Genomic DNA, 18,267 nt, shown 5'->3' with positions numbered 1-18,267 from the left:
GCGCCAAGGGCAGGAAAGCCGGCATTCTTCACTTCATTTTGAATGTCCGTTCAATCAATATTACAGAAATAGCGCTTGATTTCAATGCACGGATGCGCTCATGATGAAAGAAAGCCGGCAAGCTTGGAGCGCGCAACCAGCAAAGCGCGCTCCGCAAAAATTGGGAACAGGCAGCCGGCCCGGTGAATGGGAGCATCATGGCGGAACAGTTCGAGCCAGCAACCGAGATCACGCCCGGGTCGCTGCAATGACGGTAGCTGCCGAAGGGGTGCCCACGCGACGCATGACGCGAGCAAGGCGAAACGCCCTTCTGCAGTCCGAATCCGTCCAGGGCCTTGCCCTGATCAGCCCGACCTTGGTCTACGCTTTGATCCTGCTGCTGGTGCCGATCCTGGTGGTCTTCGCCCACTCCTTCTGGACGCAGAACTACCTCACCATCGACCATACATTCACGCTGGAGAATTATCGCATCGCGCTGACCGAGCCGATCTACCGCGATCTTCTGTGGCGCTCGCTCTACATTTCCCTGACGGTGAGCTTTTTCACCGTCATCCTCGCCTATCCGATCGCCTATTTCATCTCGTTCCATGGCGGTCGCCACAAGAGCCTGTGGCTGTTCCTGATTACCATCCCGTTCTGGACCAGCTATCTCCTGCGCGTGATGTCATGGAAAGTCATCCTCGGCTATAATGGCGTGCTGAATTCCGGCCTGATGGGCCTCGGCATCATCGACGAACCATCGACCGCGCTACTCTACAATTCCAGCGCCGTCATCATCACGCTCACACACGCCTGGGCGGCCTTCGCCATCCTGCCGATCTTCGTTTCGCTCGAGAAGGTCGACCGCACCTTGGTCGAGGCTGCCACCGATCTCGGCGACGGCCCGCTGCGCTCCTTCCTGCGCGTGACGCTGCCGCTGTCGGCGCCGGGCGTCATCTCGGCCGCTCTCATCGTCATGATCCCCACCGTCGGCGACTACGTCACCCCAAGGCTGGTCGGCGGCAAGGATGGCGTGATGATCGCCAATGCCATCGAGTCGCAGTTCCATAAGGCCTCCAACTGGCCACTCGGCGCGGCACTGTCCGTGACCACCATGCTGGTCGTGACGCTGATGGCGGGCGCCACCGTGCTCATCATCCGCGCGCTGCAGAGGCTGGCGCGATGACAGCGAGGCGGCGCCTTTTTCCCGGCGGCTGGCTGTCCGCCTACGCCTTCCTCTACGTCGCCTTTCTCTATCTGCCGGTGATCTTCCTGCCGATCTTCTCGATCAACACCGCGCCGACGCCAAAATTTCCTCTCACCGGCTATACGCTGAAATGGTACCAAGACCTGCCGAAGACGCCAGCGCTGCTTGACGCCGCCTGGAACAGCCTGATCGTCGGTATCTCGGCATCGGTGCTGTCGACGCTGCTCGGCATCCTCGCCGCCCGCTCGATCACCCGCTACCGCTATCCCGGCCGCCGCACAATCAATGGCCTGATCATGGCGCCGCTGGTGCTGCCGGAAATCATCCTCGCCATCTCCATGCTGCTGGTCATGCTGCAGTTAGGCCTGAGCCTGTCGCTGTTCACCGTCGTGCTCGGCCATGTCCTGATCTGCATTCCCTATTCGATGACGGTGCTGACCGCCGGTTTCGAGGGCTTCGACCGCAGCCTCGAAGAAGCCTCCGCCGATCTCGGCGAGAGTGCCTTCGGCACCTTCCGGCGGGTGACGCTGCCGATGGTGGCGCCGGCGATCATTTCCAGCCTCCTGGTCTGCTTCACCATCTCGCTCGACGAGTTCGTCATCGCTTTCTTCCTCACCGGCACCGAGACGACGCTGCCGATCTATATCTGGGGCCAGTTGCGCTTTGCCGCCAAGCTGCCGGGTGTGTTGGCGCTGGGCACGCTGCTGCTGGTTGCCTCTTTCGTTTTGATGACCGTTGCCGAGATCCTGCGCCGCCATGCGGCCAGACGCACCCAGAGCGAGGGAGGCCTCTATGCCTGAGCAGTCCCGGGCCGAACGGCCTCAGGATGAGCCATCCAAGCAAGATAAGTCCGAGCGGGCCCAATCTGATCGACCCCAAACCGACCGAGCAATGATCGAAATCCGCAGCGTTACCCGCAGCTATGGGGCGTTCAAGGCGCTCGACGACGCCTCGCTGACCATCAAGGAGGGCGAGTTCTTTTCGCTGCTCGGCCCTTCCGGCTGCGGCAAGACCACGCTGCTGCGCATGATTGCCGGTTTCGACAACCCGACCAGCGGCTCGATCTCGGTCGGCGGCCAGTCGATGGAAGGCATCCCCGCAAACCGCCGGCCGACCAACATGGTATTCCAGAGCTACGCCATCTTCCCGCATCTCAATGTCGAGCAGAATGTCGCCTATGGGCTGAAGCGGCTCAGGCTGGGCGGACCGGAAGAAAAGCGCCGCGTCGAGGAAGCGCTGGCGCAGGTGTCGCTCACCGGCCTCGGCAAACGCCTCGCCACCGAGCTTTCCGGCGGCCAGCGCCAGCGCGTGGCGCTCGCCCGCGCCTTGGTGATGCGGCCCAAGGTGCTGCTGCTCGACGAGCCGCTGTCGGCTCTCGACAAGAAATTGCGCGAGCAGATGCAGGTCGAACTGCGCCGCCTGCAGCAGGCGGTCGGCATCACCTTCGTGCTGGTCACCCATGACCAGTATGAGGCGCTCGCTATGTCCGACCGCATCGCCGTAATGTTCGGCGGCAAGATCGCCCAGGTCGCCTCGCCCAAGGAAATCTACCAGCGGCCGGTCAACCGCCAAGTCGCCGATTTCCTCGGCGGCATGAATTTCGTAAAAGCGCAGATCGTCGAGGAGAGCAGCGCCTCGCTGGTCGTCGACACGCTGGGCTTCGGCCGGGTCAGGACCGACAAGCCGAAGGCCTTCGTGCGCAATGGCGGCGGCGCCACTCTGGGCATCAGGCCGGAGCGATTGCGCGTGCTGTGGGACAATGCGACGGCGAAATTCGAAGTGGCCGGCAAGGTGGTCGAACGCCACTATTTTGGCGAGATCACCCACCTGATCGTCGAGATACCCGGATTGGAAAAGCCACTGTCGGTCACCGAGACCAACGACTTCGGCGCCGACGATATCCCCGTCGGCACTTCGATCCGCCTCGGCTACGATCCCGAGGCCCTGGTGGCGATGGCGGACTGAGCATGATCCCGAAAAGTGGGAACCGGTTTTCGGAATAAGATCATGCTCCACTAACTAAGAATTTTAAGTTCCGTCGCGATCTGTTTGGCTGCGATCCGCCCCATCACGATGGCGCCTTCGACATAGCCCGGGAATGACGGCGACAGTTCCGACGAGGCGAAATGAACCGGGGCAGCGCCGGCACGGATCGTGCGCTCGGCATCCCGTGCCGTCACATCGACAATAAGGTCGCTGTAGGCGCCGCCGCTCCAGCGGTCATCGATCCAGTCGCGCTGGCTGAAATCGATAATATCGGCCGCCTCCGGGCCAAGGGCATCAACGAGCCTTGCCGTGACCTCCGCACGCAGCGCCGCGTCCGCGAGCGGACGCCAACGCAACGCCAGTGGTCCGCCGACGAAGACGACCAGCGCGGCATGTTGCGCATCCTTGCTGGCGTCACAGGCGAACAGGCCCGGCAGGTCGCGCCACATCACCATGCCGCACAGGTCGCGCTCGCGCCAGAACGGCGTGGGATAGCGCACCAGGATCTTGATCATCACACCGCTTTCCCAGACGCCGAGCGCCTTTGCGAGAGCCGGCGGCAGAGCGGGCGCGAAATCCAGCTTCGCGGCCGTCGCCGGCGGCAGCGCGACCAGCACTTTTCGCGCTTCGATGGAGCTGCCTGCCGAGACGGCACGAACCCCTTGCGGGCCGTGCTCGATGCGCGTAACCGGCTCGTTCAGCCAAACCCTGTCGCCGAGATCTCCGGCCATATCCTCGGCCAGCGACTGCATGGTTTCGAGCAGCGAATATTGCAGCTCAGGCACCTCGTTGGTGATGCGCCGGTCATTGTCGATGAGGTACCACAGCGGCACCTTGTCCATCGCCAGGCACCACAGGCCTTCGATCATCGAGCGGAAAGCCGTCTTGGCGTCAGTGGGATCATGCTGGCGTTCGAGCCAGGCGGCAGCGCTCATGCCGGCGATCGAGGGATCGTCCGGCTCGATCGCATTCATCCGCTCGCGGATTGCCATCGCGCCATGATAGGTCCGTTCGGCCTCTTCGACCGACAGCGATGGATGGGTGATGAAATCGCCATTCACATAAGTTTCGACGAAGGCCTTGCCACGGGACGCGGCCAGCGCCGTCACCTCCGGCATGTCTTCGCAGAAAAACTGGCCGCCGCTGTCGATGCGCTCGCCAAGCCCGTTGCGAATAGCCTCGACCCTGCCGCCGACGCGGTCGCGTGCTTCGAGCAGCACGACATTGATGCCGGCCTTTCTCAGCTCAAGCGCAGCCGACAGGCCGGTGAAACCGGCGCCGACGATAACGACATCGGTTCTTTCAGTCCTGTCGCTCAATAGCCGGCCTTGATCTTCTCGAATTCCGTGACCATGCGCTGCTTGAGCTCAGGCGGCACCGGCTGCTGGAACAGCGTCTTGTCCAAGAACTTGTCGAGATTGTCGAAGCCACGGTCGCTCAGCACCTGATGGTCGATCGCGGCCATCCCGGCGCTGTTGCCGTGGCCGTAGCCGAAGGTCTTGACCAAGTAATCGGACACGGCATGCGCGTTGACCGCACTGAGGAAATCATAGGCCTGATCGAGCTTGCCCGGCGCATCCTTCATCAGCACATAGCCGCACACCCAGGTGGATATGCCTTCCCTGGTGTCGCGGTTCATGGCGATCGGCATGCCTTGGCCCTTGAGCGTCACGAAGGTCTCATTCCAGCCCCAGACGAGGTCGACCTCATTGCCGGTAAAGGCCTGGTTGAGGTCGGTGTCGTCGGTCCGAAAAGCGGATGTTCTTGTGGACGTCACGCAGGAAGGCGGACGCCTCCTGGAACTGCGCGTCGGTCATCTTGGTCCAGTCCTTGAGGCCGATGACCAGGCTGGCCAGCGCATAGGCGTCATCGACATTGTCGCCGATGGTGACGCGGCCCTTGAATTTGGAATCGGCGAAAATCTTCAGCGACTGCGCTTCCTCCGCCGTGACCTTGTCGGTGCGGTAGAGCAGCGAAGTGTTGCCCCAGTCGAACGGCATGAACCAGGCCTTGCCGTCGGCGGTGACGGCGAGATCCTTCATCGCCATGATGCCGGGATTGAGATCCTTCCAGCCGGCGATCCGGGAGGTGTCGAGCGGTTGCAGAATGCCGGCCGCGCGCCACTTGGTCACGCTTTGCGAGCAGGGGTGGGCGATGTCGGCCTTGAAGCCGGCGCGCATCTTCTGGAACGCTTCCTCCTCGTCGCCGAAGAAAGCAAAGGTCGGCTCGGCGCCGTATTTGGCGGTGTAGTCGGGGTGCAGCAACGGATCTTCATAGCCTGACCAGTCGAACACGACGAGGTCGCCGCCGCCTTCGGCATAAGCAAGCACGGCGCCGGCGCCGACTGTAAGAGCAGCGGCAAGGGCGAGGCGGCGAAGCATGGAATTCATGGCGCGAAACTCCTCATCGCGAAAAGCGGCCGGGCGACGTTACGGAATTTCAGCGGCCTTGGCGAGACCGTCTGCCCGGCGCACTGACAGGCAGACGGAGGAGGCCGGACAGAGCTTTAGTAGCCTGCCTTGATCTTCTCGAATTCGGCGATCATCTTGAGCTTGAGCGACGACGGCACGGGCGATTGGAACAGGGTCTTGTCGACGAATTTCTGCACGTCGTCATAGCCCTTTTCTTTCAGGATCGCCGGGTCGACGCCGGCCATGCCCTTGGCGTTGGCCTGGCCATAACCCCAGTCCTTGACCAGCACCTTGGCGGTCTCGGGATCGTTGATCGCATTGAGGTAGTCATAGGCCTTGTCGACATTGCCGGGTGCGTCCTTGAACAGCACGTAGCCGCAGACCCAGGTCGAGATGCCTTCGTCCGTATCCTTCTTGGACTTGATCGGCACACCGGCAGCGACGGATTGTACCGTGGCATCGTTCCATGCCCAGGCGAGATCGACCTCGCCGCCGCTCAGCAACTGGACGACGTCCGTGGTGTCGGTCCAGTAGGAGCGGACATTCTTGTGCACTTGGCGCAGGAAATCGGACGCCTGCTTGAACTGGTCGTCCGTCATCTTGGTCCAGTCCTTGAGCCCGATGGCAAGGCTGGCCAGCGCATAGGCGTCGTCGACATTGTCGCCGATCGAGACCCGCCCCTTGAACTTGGGATCGGCGAAGGCCTTCAGCGACTGCACATCCTTCGCGTCGATCTTGTCGGAGTTGTAGGTGAGCTGGGTGTTGCCCCAGTCCCACGGCATGAACCAGGCCTTGCCGTCCGAAGTGGTGGCCAGATCCTTCATCGCCATGATGCCGGGATTGAGATCCTTCCAGCCGGTGATCTTCGAGGTGTCGAGCGGCTGCAGCAGCCCCGCCTCGCGCCACTTTGTCACGCTCTGCGAGCAGGGATGACCAAGATCGGCCTTGAAGCCGGAGCGCACTTTCTCGAAGGCTTCGTCCTCGTCGCCGAAGAAGGCGAAGGTCGGCGAGTCGCCGTTCTTCTCGACATATCTGGGGTGGAAGCTCGGGTCCTCATAGCCCGACCAGTCGAACACGATCAGGTCCTTGTCGGCGGCGACCGCAAGCGCAGCGGCCGAAGCCGCCAGCGTCGCCGTCAGCGCCAATGTCAGTGTCAGGCGTCGGGTTATTCTTTTCATGCTGTTCCATCCTCTTTGTTTTTGATTGTTCGCTCCGGCTTGGATCCGCCGGTTGTTGTCAACGTCCGCTGTCTGGCGGGTAGTGCTTCGGAAAGGCGGCCGACAGGAATTCGTTTGCCGCCTGCAGCGCGCTCTCACGGGTGACGTCCTCGGTCCCCATCATCAGCCGCAGCCACAAGCCCTCCAGCATGGCGCTGAGCGCCAGCGCCATGACCTGCGGCTCATAGGCATAACCACCGCCCTGCTTGAGCGTGGCACAGAGGTCGATGAAGATCTTCTGGTAGGCCGCGTCGCGCGCGCCGCACAGCGCCTGGTAGGTCGGCCGCGACTTGGCCTCGCCCCAGAACGCGCACCACGCCGCGAGCTTGCGCTTGTTGCAGATCGAACGGTCGAAATCGGCGGCGACCAGCGCCCGCAGCTGCCGGGCTGGATCCTCGCCGGCCTTGGTCAGCGCGACGCGCCAATGCGCCGCATATTCGTCGGCCATATAGGCAAGCGTGGCGACGAGCAGCTTCTCCTTGCTCTCGAAATGGAAGTTGACGATGCCGCGCGACAGGCCGGCGCCGTCAGCGACATCGGCCATCGTCGTTTCCGAATAACCGCGCTTGGCCAGCGAATCGATGGTCGCTTCGATCAGCTGCTGTTGCCTGACCTCCTTCGACGCCTTGCGGCCGCGTTTTTCCGGTTCGGTTTTTCCAGACGTGTCGGAGGATCGCTCTTCGCGCGCTGCAGCTTTCATCGGTGCCGTCATGCTCCACATTGCCGGCTATCCCACCACAGCCGGCTTCCACCCGCGAAGATGAGTGGGACGGTGCTCGCCACTGTCAAGCACCTTCTGCATGGCTTCCCAGGTCTTGATGTTCTTGTCGACATAGGCCGCTCCGACCGCGACTGCCGCCGTCTCGTAGAGCGGGCCTTTCAGCCTTTCCAGTTCGCCGCGCGCGACCTTGCGATACCAAGAATTGCGGTCTCTGACGGCGACATCGGCAAAGCCGGCGCTGCGCATCGCTTGCGCATAGCGTGCCGGCGAGGCCATGGCGAAGGACAGGCCTTCGGCCGCGACATAGGCCTTCATCTCAGATGACGGCTCGCCGTCATGGCCGATCAGCCAGTCGGAGGCGGCAAAGACGCCGTCCGGCTTCAGCACACGGAAGATTTCGGCAAACAGCGCGTCCTTGTCGGGCACGTGCACCAGCGCATCCTTGGAGAAGACGACATCGAACGAAGCGTCGGCAAAAGGCAGCGGCCCCGGCGGCGCCTGGACGAAGCTGGCGCGGTCTGAAAGCCCTCGTACAGCGGCACGCTTTCTGGCCGCCTCGATCACCGGCCGCTCGATATCGAAGCCGGTGGCATGAGCGGCACCGTGGCGCTCCACCAGATGCAGCGCGATGCCGCCGGAGCCGCAGCCGATGTCGAGGATCGTCTTGCCCCTGAGCGACAGCCCTTCGACCACCCGGTCGACCTCGTCTGGTCCGCCGGGCGACAGATAACCCTCGCCCCACAGCGCCTCGAGGAAGCGGATCGCGGCGTCGTCATATTCCGGCTCGCCATCTGCCGTTTCGATCATCAGACCTTAAGTCCCGTCAGCCGAATTGCGAGGTTCGAATGCCGGCAAAGCGTAGCGTATTAACAGGAAAACGCAATATCATTTGTTGAACATTCATTCAGAATGGCTGGACAGAATAGCCGCTGCCGTGCCAAATTCCGCGCATTCGGCGACAAATCACGCGAAAATGAAGGGTCGAGCACCATGAAGGCTGGGCGCGAATGAAAGCTTGGGATGCGATCGTCATCGGCGGCGGACACAACGGCCTGGTCAACGCCTGCTATTTGCAACGCGCCGGGCTCGACGTGCTGGTGGTGGAAAAGAACGACTGGGTCGGCGGCGCCGCCACCAGCCGCGAGCTGACGCCGGGCTTCCTCTACTCCAACTGCTCCTATGTCTGCTCGCTGTTTCGCCCCGAGATCATGCGCGACCTCGAACTGCCGCGTTTCGGCTTGCAGGTTATTTCCTATGAAGGCGGCGCCGTGTTCACCCGCGACGGCGACTACCTCGCCAACTACCGTGACCACGATGCGCACCGGCGCGAATTCGCCCGCTTCTCCAGGCGCGACGCGGAGGCCTATGACCGCTATTCGCGCGACGTGACGCGGCAGTGCCGTTTCATCCAGCCGCTGCTGATGCGCACCGCACCGGACCCGGCCAGTCTCAAGCCGCGCGACCTCGGAGAGCTTCTCTATCTCGGCAAGAAGTTCGTCGGCCTGTCATCAGAAGAAATGGCGCTGACGCTGCGCTTCTGGACCATGTCGATCTCGGAATTCCTCGACGAATATTTTGAGACCGATGTCATCAAGGCGAACTTCGCTTTGTCCGGCATTATCGGTACCGCGCTCGGGCCGATGTCGCCCGGCACAGCCTACGTGCTGCTGCACCATTATATGGGTGAGGTCGACGGCTCGGTCGGCGCCTGGGGCTATGCGCGCGGCGGCATGGGCGCCGTCACCAAGGCGCTCGCCGCTTCATTCAAGGCGTCCGGCGGCGCTATCCGCACCGGCGCCGAGGTCGACCATGTGCTGGTGAGCCGAGGCAAGGCCAAGGGCGTGGTGCTGGCCGGCGGCGAGGAGGTCTACGGCAAGCTCGTCGTCTCCAACGCCGACGTCAAACGCACATTCCTGAAACTGGTCGAGGAGAAGGAACTGCCCGACATTTTCCTGCGGCGGGTCAGGAACTTCAAGATCCGCGGCTCCTCCGGCAAGGTCAACATCGCGCTGGATTCTCTGCCGGAATTCCCGGCACTGCCGAAGGATTCACCCGTTTATCGCGGCGACATGCATTTCACCGATTCCATGGAGCGCATGGAGCGCGCCTATGACGACTGGAAGGCCGGTCGCTGGTCGGCCGACCCATTCCTCGACATGGTCATCCCAACGACGCTCGACCCGACCATGGCGCCGCCGGGCAAGCATTTCATGAGCTGCTTCGTGCAGTACGCACCGCCCAAGGTGAACGGCCGCGACTGGACCGATGCCGACCGCGACGGTTTCGCCGAAAGCGTAGTTGCGCAGATCGCCGAATACTCGCCAGGCTTCCGCGACCGCATCGTCCATATGGAGGTGCGCACGCCGCGCGAGATCGAAGCCGAGGTCGGCCTCACCGAAGGCAACATTTTCCAGGGCGAGCTGACCTTCGACCAGTTGCTGTTCAACCGGCCGGTGCCGGGCTACGCACAATACCGCTCGCCGGTCGGCGGGCTCTATATGTGCGGCTCCTCGACACATCCCGGCGGCGGCGTCATGGGCGCACCCGGCCGCAATGCGGCAGCCGAGATCCTGCGCGACCTCGCCAAATCGACCTCCCATATGAGCCCGGCCCATGACGTCATTTGATGCCATCATCATAGGCGGCGGCCATAACGGCCTTGTCGCTGCCGCCACTCTGGCGAAAGCCGGCCGCAAGGTGCTGGTGCTGGAAGCGGCCGGCGATGTCGGCGGCGCGGCGCGCACCGAAGAGTTTGCGCCAGGTTTTCGGGTCTCCTCGATCGCGCATGTGCTGAACCGCCTGCACCCCGACGTGGTGAAGACATTGGAGCTGGAGAAACACGGGCTGCAGGTCACCCGCGCAGACTTCATTCCGTCGGTCGCCTTGGCGAGGGACGGCCCGCCGCTTGTCCTGCATGGCGCCTATGGCGAAGTGCTGACCGGCTCCACTCCGTCCGAGCAGTCCGCCTGGAAGGAATTGCGCGCGCAACTCATGCGCTATGCCGGCATCCTGAAACCGTTCCTGTCGCGGCGCCCGCCCGATCTCGGTGGCATGTCGCTGCTTGAAACCGCAGCGCTCGGCCAGACGGCCGTGGCGCTGAAAAAGCTCGGCAAGGAAGACATGCGCGATTTCCTGCGGGTGCTCCTGTTGAACGTCGCCGACCTGCTCGACGAACAGCTTGCCGATCTCAGGCTGAAGGGCCTGCTTGCCTTCGACGCCACGCTTGGCAGCCACCTCGGCCCGCGTTCGCCGACCTCGCTGCTTGGCCTCTATTACCGGCTGGCCGGCGAGACTGACGGTGCGGCCGGGGCACAGATGCTGCCGAAAGGTGGTATGGGTGCGGTCGTTGCCGCCATTCGCGCGGCGGCGGAGAAAGCCGGCGTCACCATCCGCACGGCAGCGCCCGTGGCCAGAATAGTCGTCGAGAAAGGGCGCGCCCTCGGCGTGACCCTCGACGGCGGCGAGGTGCTGCACGCCAGAACGATCGTCTCCGCCATCAACCCGGCGACGACCATGCTCGATCTCGTCGGCCCGCGCGAGATCGACACGGGTTTCGTGCGCAAGGTAAAGAACATCCGCATGAGGGGCGACGCGGCGAAGCTCCATCTGGCGCTCGAACGGCAACCGCAATTTTCCGGCGTCGGCGCCGATAATCACAAGGGCCGTCTGGTCATCGCGCCCTCGGCCGACCATGTCGAGCGCGCCTTCAACCCGTCAAAATATGGCGAGTTCTCAGCCGAACCGGTGATGGAGATCACACTGCCGTCGCTCTCCGACCCGTCGCTCGCGCCAAGCGGCGCCTGCGTGCTGTCGGCGATCGTGCAATACGCGCCTTATGCGCTGAAAGAGGGTTGGGATGCCGGCAAGCCGAAATTCCTCAAGGCTGTTATGGCGCAGCTCGAAGCGTACGCCCCCGGTATCGGCAAGTCCGTGCTGCATGCCGAGCTTTTGACGCCAGCCGATATCGAAGCCAATTGCCGCATGCCGGGCGGCCATTGGCACCACGGCGAATTGCAGGCCGACCAGATGTTGATGTCGCGGCCCGTCTCCGGCTGGTCGGGCTACGACACGCCGATCGAGGGGCTGTTCCTGGCCGGCGCCGGTTCGCATCCGGGCGGCGGCGTTTCGGGTGCTCCCGGTTTGAATGCGGCGCGGCGCATCATCGCGATGAAGGGATGATCGGATGTTTCAGCCAGTCAACGCCGCACTTTACGGCGAAGGAATGCCGTCATGACGAGTCCGATCAACAACGCCGCCCGCACCACAGCGCAGTCGCATTTCCGCACACTGCGTCTCGGCACGCCGTTCCAGCCGCGCATCGATGCGCTGGCCAAAACTCAGGACTGGTACAATTGGGCCGGCTATCGCGCGCCGCGTTCGCTGTGGGACGAGGAACTCGAATATTTCGCCATCCGCAGCCAGGCGGCTTTGTTCGACATCTCGCCGATGACCAAATACCGCATCGAGGGGCCGGATGCCGAAGCCTTCCTCGATCGCGTCACGCTGCGCGATGTCACCAAGCTGAAACCGGGCCGCGTCCACTACACCGCATGGTGCGACGACGAAGGTTTTGTCCTCGATGACGGCACGCTGTTCCGGCTGTCGCCGACCCGCTTCCGCCTGTGTTCGCAGGAGCGGCACCTGCCCTGGCTGCTCGACAGCGCCATCGGTTTCGAAGTGACCGTCGAAGAAGAGACTGAAAGCGTCGCTGGTCTCGCTCTGCAAGGCCCAACCTCCTTCGCCGTGCTGCGCGAGGCCGGCTTTGCCGGCGTTGAAAAACTCAAAGTGTTCGATCTCGCCGAGTTCCCGCACGATGGCGGCACTATCACCATCTCGCGCACCGGCTTCACCGGCGATCTCGGCTACGAACTGTTCGTGCCGGCCGAAAAAGCGCTCAGCCTCTGGGACCGCCTGATGACGGCAGGCGAACTGCGCGGCATCCGCGCCATCGGCTACGCCGCCCTCAACCGCGCCCGGCTGGAAGCCGGCCTCATCGTCGCCAATGCCGACTTCACCACCGCCGAGCATGCCATTCGCGCCGACCGTCTGCGCATGCCGGACTAGATCGGTCTCGGCTTTATGGTCGATTTGGGAAAAGGCCATTTCAATGGCCGCCGCGCCATGCTCGAAGCGCGCGCCAAACGCAAGCTGCGCCATGTGCTGGTCGGGCTGGAGATCGAAGGCAACATCCCGGCCGAACACGCCATCGTCTACCACAAGAAGCATCAGGAGGTCGGGCTGGTCAGCGCCGCCATGTGGTCGCCGATGGCCAAGCGCAATATCGCCATCGCCTCGCTGACGCGTCCCTATGGTGATAGGATGGTCGAAGACCTCTGGGTCGAGATCTACGCAATGCGCGAGTTGCAGTACCAGAAGCTGATGAAGCGGGCCAAGGTGGTGGCCCGTCCTTTCATCAAGCTCGACCGCCGCACCGCCAATCCGCCAGCGGATTTCTGATCATGGCCGACGAACCGGATGATGAGACGGAAGCCGCCGAACAGTGGCAGCTGGTCAACACGCCGCTCGGCGAAAAATGGTCGGGTCGTACCCGCTATGCCGCCGCCATGTACTTCTACAAGCGCGGTGAAATGAGCGCCGAGACGCTCGAAGTCTACCGCATCTGCGCGCGGCTGGACTGGGAGAACCCGCTGCCGATGATCAGGGATCGCGGCGGCCAGGATTGGCTGAAGCGCATGGGCGCTTAAGCCTCAGCCTATGGTTCTTTCGAGAACGTTCAGCCAGTTGAGATAGGCGATCTTCTCGATCAGCGCGCGTCCGAAGCCGCGCGCGGCCAGCGCATCTACCAGCTTTGGCAGACCGGCAACGTCGCCGATGACCGCCGGGATCATGGCGCCGTCGAAATCGGAGCCGAGACCGACGCCGTCCTCGCCCAGCGCCTGCAGCAGCGAGTCGACATGGCGCACCATGATGTCGAGGCTGGTGTCCGAGTTCATCCGTCCGTCTTCACGCAGGAAGCCGGTTGCGAAGTTGAGCCCGACCATGCCGCCGGTCTCGCGGATAGCGCCGAGCTGCCAGTCCGTCAGGTTGCGCGAATGGGTGCACAGCGCATGCACGTTCGAATGGGTGGCGACCAGCGGCGCATCGCTGAGTGCGGCGACATCGCGAAAGCCCTTTTCGTTGAGATGCGACAGGTCGACCATGATCTTGAGCTGATTGCAGGCCTTGATCAGCGCCTTGCCGGCATCGGTCAGCCCCGGTCCGGTATCGGGCGACGACGGAAAGCGGAACGGGACGCCGTGGCCGAAGGCGTTGGGTCGGCTCCAGACAATGCCGAGCGAGCGCAGGCCGGCTTCGTAGAGCACGTCGAGCAAGGTAAGTTCGGGATCGATCGCCTCGACGCCTTCGATGTGAAACACCGCCGCGATGGAACCTTTCGCCATCGCCTCGCGAATGTCACCGGCACTGCGGCAGACGGTCAGAGCCCCCGCTCGCTCCAGCCGAAACAGGATCGAGGCCATGCCGATGGTGGAATTGAGCGCATCAGCGCGCGGCAGTTCCGGCGGCAACGGCTCATTGTCGCTCGGCGCCGGCGGCACCGCAGAGCGTTTGCTCTTCTCGACCGGCGGTGGAAAGATCGCGAACATGCCGCCGGCAAAGCCGCCCTTCTTGGCGCGCGGCAGATCTATATGACCGCCCTGCGTCCCCTCGATGAACAGCTTTTCGACGTCTGTGTCTTTCGACTGGTACAGTCGCAGCAGCGTGTCGTTGTGGCCGTCGAAGACGGGGACGAGATCGGGTTCGGTCATCAGGAAGCCATTCGGTCAATTGGCAGGAGCGGACGAACCGCGGCGAACTGTGTACTTAGGCAAGAAGGCCGAACTGCGCAAATGCCAGAGAGGCGTTCGCTCTTGTGGCTGAGCGACTCCGACCACCTGCCGGGTCCCCGCTGCTTCGCAGCGTCCCGGCGTTCGCCGGCCTTTCATCGTGCCACCGGCACGATGAATTCGCCTTCGGCGACCGGCAACTCACCCCACAAGGGGAGAAGGGAAAAAGGTCTATTGCTTCAGCACATCCGCCCATTCCGGATGGCGGCGGAACTGGGCGTTGGCGAAGGGGCAGAGCGGGATGATCTTCTTGCCCACTGCCCGCGCGTCCTCGACGGCGCGTGTGACGAGCCGAAGGCCGGCGCCCTGGCCGCGAAACACGTCCGGCACTTCGGTGTGATCGATGATGATCTGGTGCTCGCCGACCTTGGTGAAGGTCATCTCCGCCTCGGCGTCGCCGGGCCCGCGCAGGACATAACGTCCCTTCGAGCCGCGGTCCTCGAGTTCGATCTCAGGCAATTCGTCAGGCATCGCTTGCTCCTTCAACCGGCGCATCGGCAAAAAGCCGCCTCGCCGCTTCGATCTCGTTTGGCCGAATTTCGTGGCCGCCATCGTGCCACTCCACTGTGACATCGGCGCCATCGGCACGCAAATAGGCTTCCAGCCGCGACGTCAGGTTGGGCGGGCAGATCGGGTCGCGCTTGCCGGCGGTGACCAGGATGCGGCGTCCGGCAAGGCTGCCCTGCACCTGCGGTTCGAACGGGATCAGCGGGTGCATCAGCACCGCCGCATCGAACAGCTCGGGCGCGGCGAACATTACGGACGCCAGGATGTTGGCGCCGTTGGAATAGCCGAGACCCAAGACCGAAGATGGCCTTGCCGCTGCCACCTGCGCCTTGATGAAACCGGCCATCTTGCCGGTCGCCCGCGCGAGGTCGTCCATGTCGTAGACGCCCTCGCCGGTGCGGCGGAAGAAACGCGCCGCACCATGCTCGGAAACATCGCCGCGCGGCGATACGATCGTCGCCTGTGGCGCGAGGTCGCGCCCGAGCGACAGCAGCTGGCTCTCGTCCGCGCCGGTGCCGTGAAAGACGAAGAGCAGGGGGCCGCCGAGCGAACCCGGCAGCGCCTTATGGATGTAAGCTTCCTTGCTCATCGTCTCAGCCCTCCAGCTTCTGCAGATGCTCTTCAAGATAGGGCCGCAGATGCTGGTGCTGCGTCGGCAGCTTCAGCGCCTCGCCGAGATGGGCAGTGTCCTCGTCGCGGTCGAAACCCGGCTCATTGGTCGCAACTTCGAACAGCACGCCGCCCGGCGTGCGGAAGTAGATCGCCCAGAAATAGTCGCGGTCGATCACCGGCGTCACGCCATAACCCGTATCGATCAGCGCCTTGCGCACTTCGAGCTGCTGGGCGCGGTTCTCCACCGCGAAGGCGACATGGTGGACCGAGCCGGCGCCGAGATTGGCAAAGCCCGCGGTAGGCAGCGATTCGATGTCGACGACATCAGCGCCGTTGCCGTTCTTGACCGCCAGCCGGCTGACATTGCCGGACTTGTCCACTTGCTCATAGCCCATGAACTTCAACAGCTCTTCCGTGGCGCCACCATCCTTCAATCTGAGCGAGACCGAGTGGAAGCCGCGTATCGCCTCATCAGCGGGAATGCCGCCTTTCAACCACGGCGCGCGGCTGTCCGCTTTGTCTTCGACCAGCGCGAAACCGTCGCCGTCGGGACCGGCGAAGGCCAGCCGCTTCTCGCCGAACGTCTCTTCGCGGGAGACACCCGCAACGCCTTCATCGGCGAAGCGCTTTTCCCAATAGCCGAGCGTGCCGGCCGGCACCGAATAGGCCGTGGTACCGACCTCGCCGACGCCGTGGCGGCCCCTGGCAATGTCCGGGAACGGAAAATAGGTCATCACCGAGCCGGGCGTACCGTGCTCGTCACCATAATAGAGGTGATAGACATCTGGCGCGTCGAAGTTGACCGTCTTCTTGACCCGGCGCAGGCCGAGCTTGTGCGTGAAGAAATCATTGTTCTGCCGCGCATCGCCGGCCATCGACGTGACGTGATGCAGGCCCTTGATCTGGTCGAGCATTGTCTTGCTCCTTCCCTTGGGTTTGCGGCCGTTGCCGCTGTCCACGCCTATATGAGGGGCCGCCCGGCAATGGCAAAGGCGGCAAACTCAGAATGGACTGTATCCCAATAGTGAACAGCAGGAAATTTTCGTTCACCATTTAGGCAGGGCTGACAGGCTTGCGCTGCCGCCAAATTCCGGTTCATTGAACGTCTTCCCGACGTGACAGGATAGAGCATTGGCCGCGAAAAGCAGACGCCCAAACATCCTATTGATCTCCTGCGACCAATGGCGGGGCGATTGCCTGTCGGCTGCCGGCCATCCCGTGGTGAAGACGCCGAATGCCGATGCGCTCGCCGCCGAAGGCGTCCTTTTCAAGCGGCATTACGGCGGCGCGGCGCCCTGCTCGCCGGCCCGCGCGTGCCTCTACACCGGCCTTTACCAGATGAACAATCGCGTCTGCCGCAACGGCACGCCGCTCGACGCCCGCTACGGCAACATGGCGCTTTCGGCCCGCGCCCTCGGCTATGATCCGACTTTGTTCGGCTACACCGACGTCTCGCCCGATCCGCGCACGATGGCGCCGGGCGATCCCCGGCTGAAAAGCTATGAGGGCGTGCTGCCCGGCTTCAGCGTGCGCCAGTTCCTGCCTGAGCATCAGAAACCATGGCTGTCATGGCTGAAGGCACGTGGCGTCGACACCAGCGCGGGCTCTCCCGGCATTCACCGTCCCGTGGGCGGGGAAGCGGGCGACGCCGTGACCAACGCGCCGCCTGTCTATTCCAGGGACGAGACGCCGACCGCTTTTCTTGCCGGCGAATTCATTCGCTGGCTGGACGAACAGGATTCGCCATGGTTCGCGCATGTCTCCTTCATCAGCCCGCATCCGCCCTTTGTCGTACCGCAGCCCTACAACACTCTGTATGATCCGGCGGACGGACCGCCCTTCCGCCATGTCGAGACTTGGCAGGCCGAGGCGCAAAGGCATCCCTATCTGGCTTACGACCTTGGTCGCCAGAAGCGGAGAAGCTTCCGCCCCGGCACCGACGGCCACGTCCGCGACTGGGGCGGCGACAACATCCGGGCCATCCGCGCGATCTATTACGGCATGATCTCGGAGGTCGACGCGCAGCTTGGCCGCATCTGGCAAGCGATCAAGACGGCGAATGCATGGGATGACACCATCATCGTGCTGACTTCGGACCACGCCGAGATGATGGGCGACCATTTCATGCTGGGCAAAGGCGGCTTCTTCGACGGCAGCTATCACATCCCATTGATCGTGCGCGACCCACGACGCGGCAATGCAGCCGGCTCGATCGTCAACCACTTCACCGAGGCAGTCGACATCTTTCCGACTTTGCTCGATCTGCTTGACGCCGACGCCCAGCTGCATCTCGACGGCCGCTCGCTAAAACCGTTCCTGCAAGATGAACCGCCTAAGGATTGGCGCGACGCGGCGCATTGGGAGTTCGACTTCCGCTCGATTGCCAGCGGTGAGGCCGAACGGCATTTCGGCATCGGCTCGCGCCAGTGCAACCTCGCCGTCATCCGTACGGAAAAATTCAAATACGTGCATTTCGGCGGCGGCCTGCCGCCGCTGCTCTTCGACATGGAGAAGGATCCGGGCGAACTGGCCAACGTTGCCGCCGACCCGGCCTATCTCAGCGTGCGGCTTGAATTTGCCAAGCGGCTGCTTGCCTGGCGCGCCGAGCATCTCGACCAGTCGCTGGCGCTTGCAGAGCTGACGGACGAGGGGGTGGTGGGTAGGGCAGTAGGCGGTAGGCAGTAGGCGGTAGGCAGTAGGCAGTAGGCAGTAGAATGTTCCTGGCGGCCTGGTGCTTGATCGCCTAGTTTTCGCCTACTGCCTAATCCCTACCGCCTATTCC

15 protein-coding genes and 2 pseudogenes are annotated in these 18,267 nt (G+C 63.3%); 8 read left to right on the top strand and 9 right to left on the bottom strand.

Annotation, left to right across the window (positions count from 1 at the left end):
• Positions 1 to 247: 247 nt before the first annotated feature.
• The 3 genes from NKJ57_RS16105 to NKJ57_RS16095 all read left to right on the top strand — a co-directional run bounded on the left by NKJ57_RS16105 (position 248) and on the right by NKJ57_RS16095 (position 3,151).
• Positions 248 to 1,165 (top strand): ABC transporter permease, encoded by a 918-nt coding sequence (locus NKJ57_RS16105; RefSeq protein WP_023701363.1) that lies wholly within the window; start codon positions 248 to 250, stop codon positions 1,163 to 1,165.
• A complete protein-coding gene (locus tag NKJ57_RS16100; protein WP_352511854.1) occupies positions 1,162 to 1,986 on the top strand; it encodes an ABC transporter permease in 825 nt (274 codons plus the stop codon). Before NKJ57_RS16105 ends, NKJ57_RS16100 begins: the two co-directional genes overlap by 4 nt.
• 91 nt (positions 1,987 to 2,077) lie before the next feature.
• Positions 2,078 to 3,151, top strand: a complete 1,074-nt coding sequence (locus tag NKJ57_RS16095) for an ABC transporter ATP-binding protein (protein ID WP_352511856.1) — start codon at positions 2,078 to 2,080, stop codon at positions 3,149 to 3,151.
• A 50-nt stretch (positions 3,152 to 3,201) separates the two neighbouring features.
• Here NKJ57_RS16095 and NKJ57_RS16090 read toward each other — a convergent pair whose 3' ends face one another.
• The 5 genes and pseudogenes from NKJ57_RS16090 to NKJ57_RS16070 form a co-directional block, all read right to left on the bottom strand.
• On the bottom strand, positions 3,202 to 4,491 hold the full coding sequence (locus tag NKJ57_RS16090; RefSeq protein ID WP_352511858.1) for a flavin monoamine oxidase family protein: 1,290 nt from the start codon (positions 4,489 to 4,491) through the stop codon (positions 3,202 to 3,204).
• Positions 4,488 to 5,562 (bottom strand): annotated as a pseudogene (locus NKJ57_RS16085) (extracellular solute-binding protein). Before NKJ57_RS16085 ends, NKJ57_RS16090 begins: the two are co-directional and overlap by 4 nt.
• 116 nt (positions 5,563 to 5,678) lie before the next feature.
• Positions 5,679 to 6,761: an ABC transporter substrate-binding protein gene (locus tag NKJ57_RS16080; RefSeq protein ID WP_352511860.1), complete on the bottom strand. Its 1,083-nt coding sequence runs from the start codon at positions 6,759 to 6,761 to the stop codon at positions 5,679 to 5,681.
• A 58-nt stretch (positions 6,762 to 6,819) separates the two neighbouring features.
• Positions 6,820 to 7,500 (bottom strand): transcriptional regulator BetI, encoded by a 681-nt coding sequence (gene betI, locus NKJ57_RS16075; protein ID WP_023670076.1) that lies wholly within the window; start codon positions 7,498 to 7,500, stop codon positions 6,820 to 6,822.
• 27 nt (positions 7,501 to 7,527) lie between these two features.
• Positions 7,528 to 8,328, bottom strand: coding sequence for a class I SAM-dependent methyltransferase (locus NKJ57_RS16070; RefSeq protein ID WP_352511861.1), 801 nt, complete (start codon positions 8,326 to 8,328; stop codon positions 7,528 to 7,530).
• 200 nt (positions 8,329 to 8,528) lie between these two features.
• Here NKJ57_RS16070 and NKJ57_RS16065 point away from each other — a divergent pair, with 200 nt between their 5' ends.
• From NKJ57_RS16065 to NKJ57_RS16050, 4 genes and pseudogenes are all read left to right on the top strand, one after another.
• On the top strand, positions 8,529 to 10,148 hold the full coding sequence (locus NKJ57_RS16065) for a phytoene desaturase family protein (RefSeq protein WP_023670078.1): 1,620 nt from the start codon (positions 8,529 to 8,531) through the stop codon (positions 10,146 to 10,148).
• Positions 10,135 to 11,700 (top strand): phytoene desaturase family protein, encoded by a 1,566-nt coding sequence (locus NKJ57_RS16060; protein WP_023751671.1) that lies wholly within the window; start codon positions 10,135 to 10,137, stop codon positions 11,698 to 11,700. Before NKJ57_RS16065 ends, NKJ57_RS16060 begins: the two co-directional genes overlap by 14 nt.
• 51 nt (positions 11,701 to 11,751) lie before the next feature.
• A pseudogene (locus NKJ57_RS16055) lies at positions 11,752 to 12,978 on the top strand (aminomethyl transferase family protein).
• A gap of 2 nt (positions 12,979 to 12,980) precedes the next feature.
• The gene (locus NKJ57_RS16050; protein ID WP_023690115.1) at positions 12,981 to 13,226 is read left to right on the top strand and encodes a hypothetical protein; all 246 of its coding nucleotides are present in this window, start codon (positions 12,981 to 12,983) and stop codon (positions 13,224 to 13,226) included.
• Between the two features lie 3 nt (positions 13,227 to 13,229).
• Here the strand turns inward: NKJ57_RS16050 and NKJ57_RS16045 are convergent, their stop codons facing one another.
• The 4 genes from NKJ57_RS16045 to NKJ57_RS16030 form a co-directional block, all read right to left on the bottom strand.
• Entirely contained in the window at positions 13,230 to 14,288 is a 1,059-nt protein-coding gene (locus tag NKJ57_RS16045; RefSeq protein WP_352511864.1) for a dipeptidase, read from the bottom strand.
• Between the two features lie 249 nt (positions 14,289 to 14,537).
• Positions 14,538 to 14,837 (bottom strand): GNAT family N-acetyltransferase, encoded by a 300-nt coding sequence (locus NKJ57_RS16040; protein WP_023751669.1) that lies wholly within the window; start codon positions 14,835 to 14,837, stop codon positions 14,538 to 14,540.
• Entirely contained in the window at positions 14,830 to 15,462 is a 633-nt protein-coding gene (locus NKJ57_RS16035; RefSeq protein ID WP_023751668.1) for an alpha/beta hydrolase, read from the bottom strand. The genes NKJ57_RS16040 and NKJ57_RS16035 overlap by 8 nt, the downstream gene beginning before the upstream one ends.
• Positions 15,463 to 15,466: 4 nt before the next feature.
• Positions 15,467 to 16,399 (bottom strand): VOC family protein, encoded by a 933-nt coding sequence (locus NKJ57_RS16030; protein ID WP_023816424.1) that lies wholly within the window; start codon positions 16,397 to 16,399, stop codon positions 15,467 to 15,469.
• A gap of 217 nt (positions 16,400 to 16,616) precedes the next feature.
• Between NKJ57_RS16030 and NKJ57_RS16025 the strand changes: the two genes are divergently transcribed.
• Positions 16,617 to 18,170, top strand: coding sequence for an alkaline phosphatase family protein (locus NKJ57_RS16025; RefSeq protein ID WP_352511866.1), 1,554 nt, complete (start codon positions 16,617 to 16,619; stop codon positions 18,168 to 18,170).
• Positions 18,171 to 18,267 lie beyond the last annotated feature (97 nt).

Source organism: Mesorhizobium sp. M0077 (assembly GCF_040322955.1).
GTDB lineage: Bacteria > Pseudomonadota > Alphaproteobacteria > Rhizobiales > Rhizobiaceae > Mesorhizobium.
The sequence above is the reverse complement of the archived record's forward strand: the minus strand, read 5'-3'. Positions and strand labels throughout refer to the sequence as shown.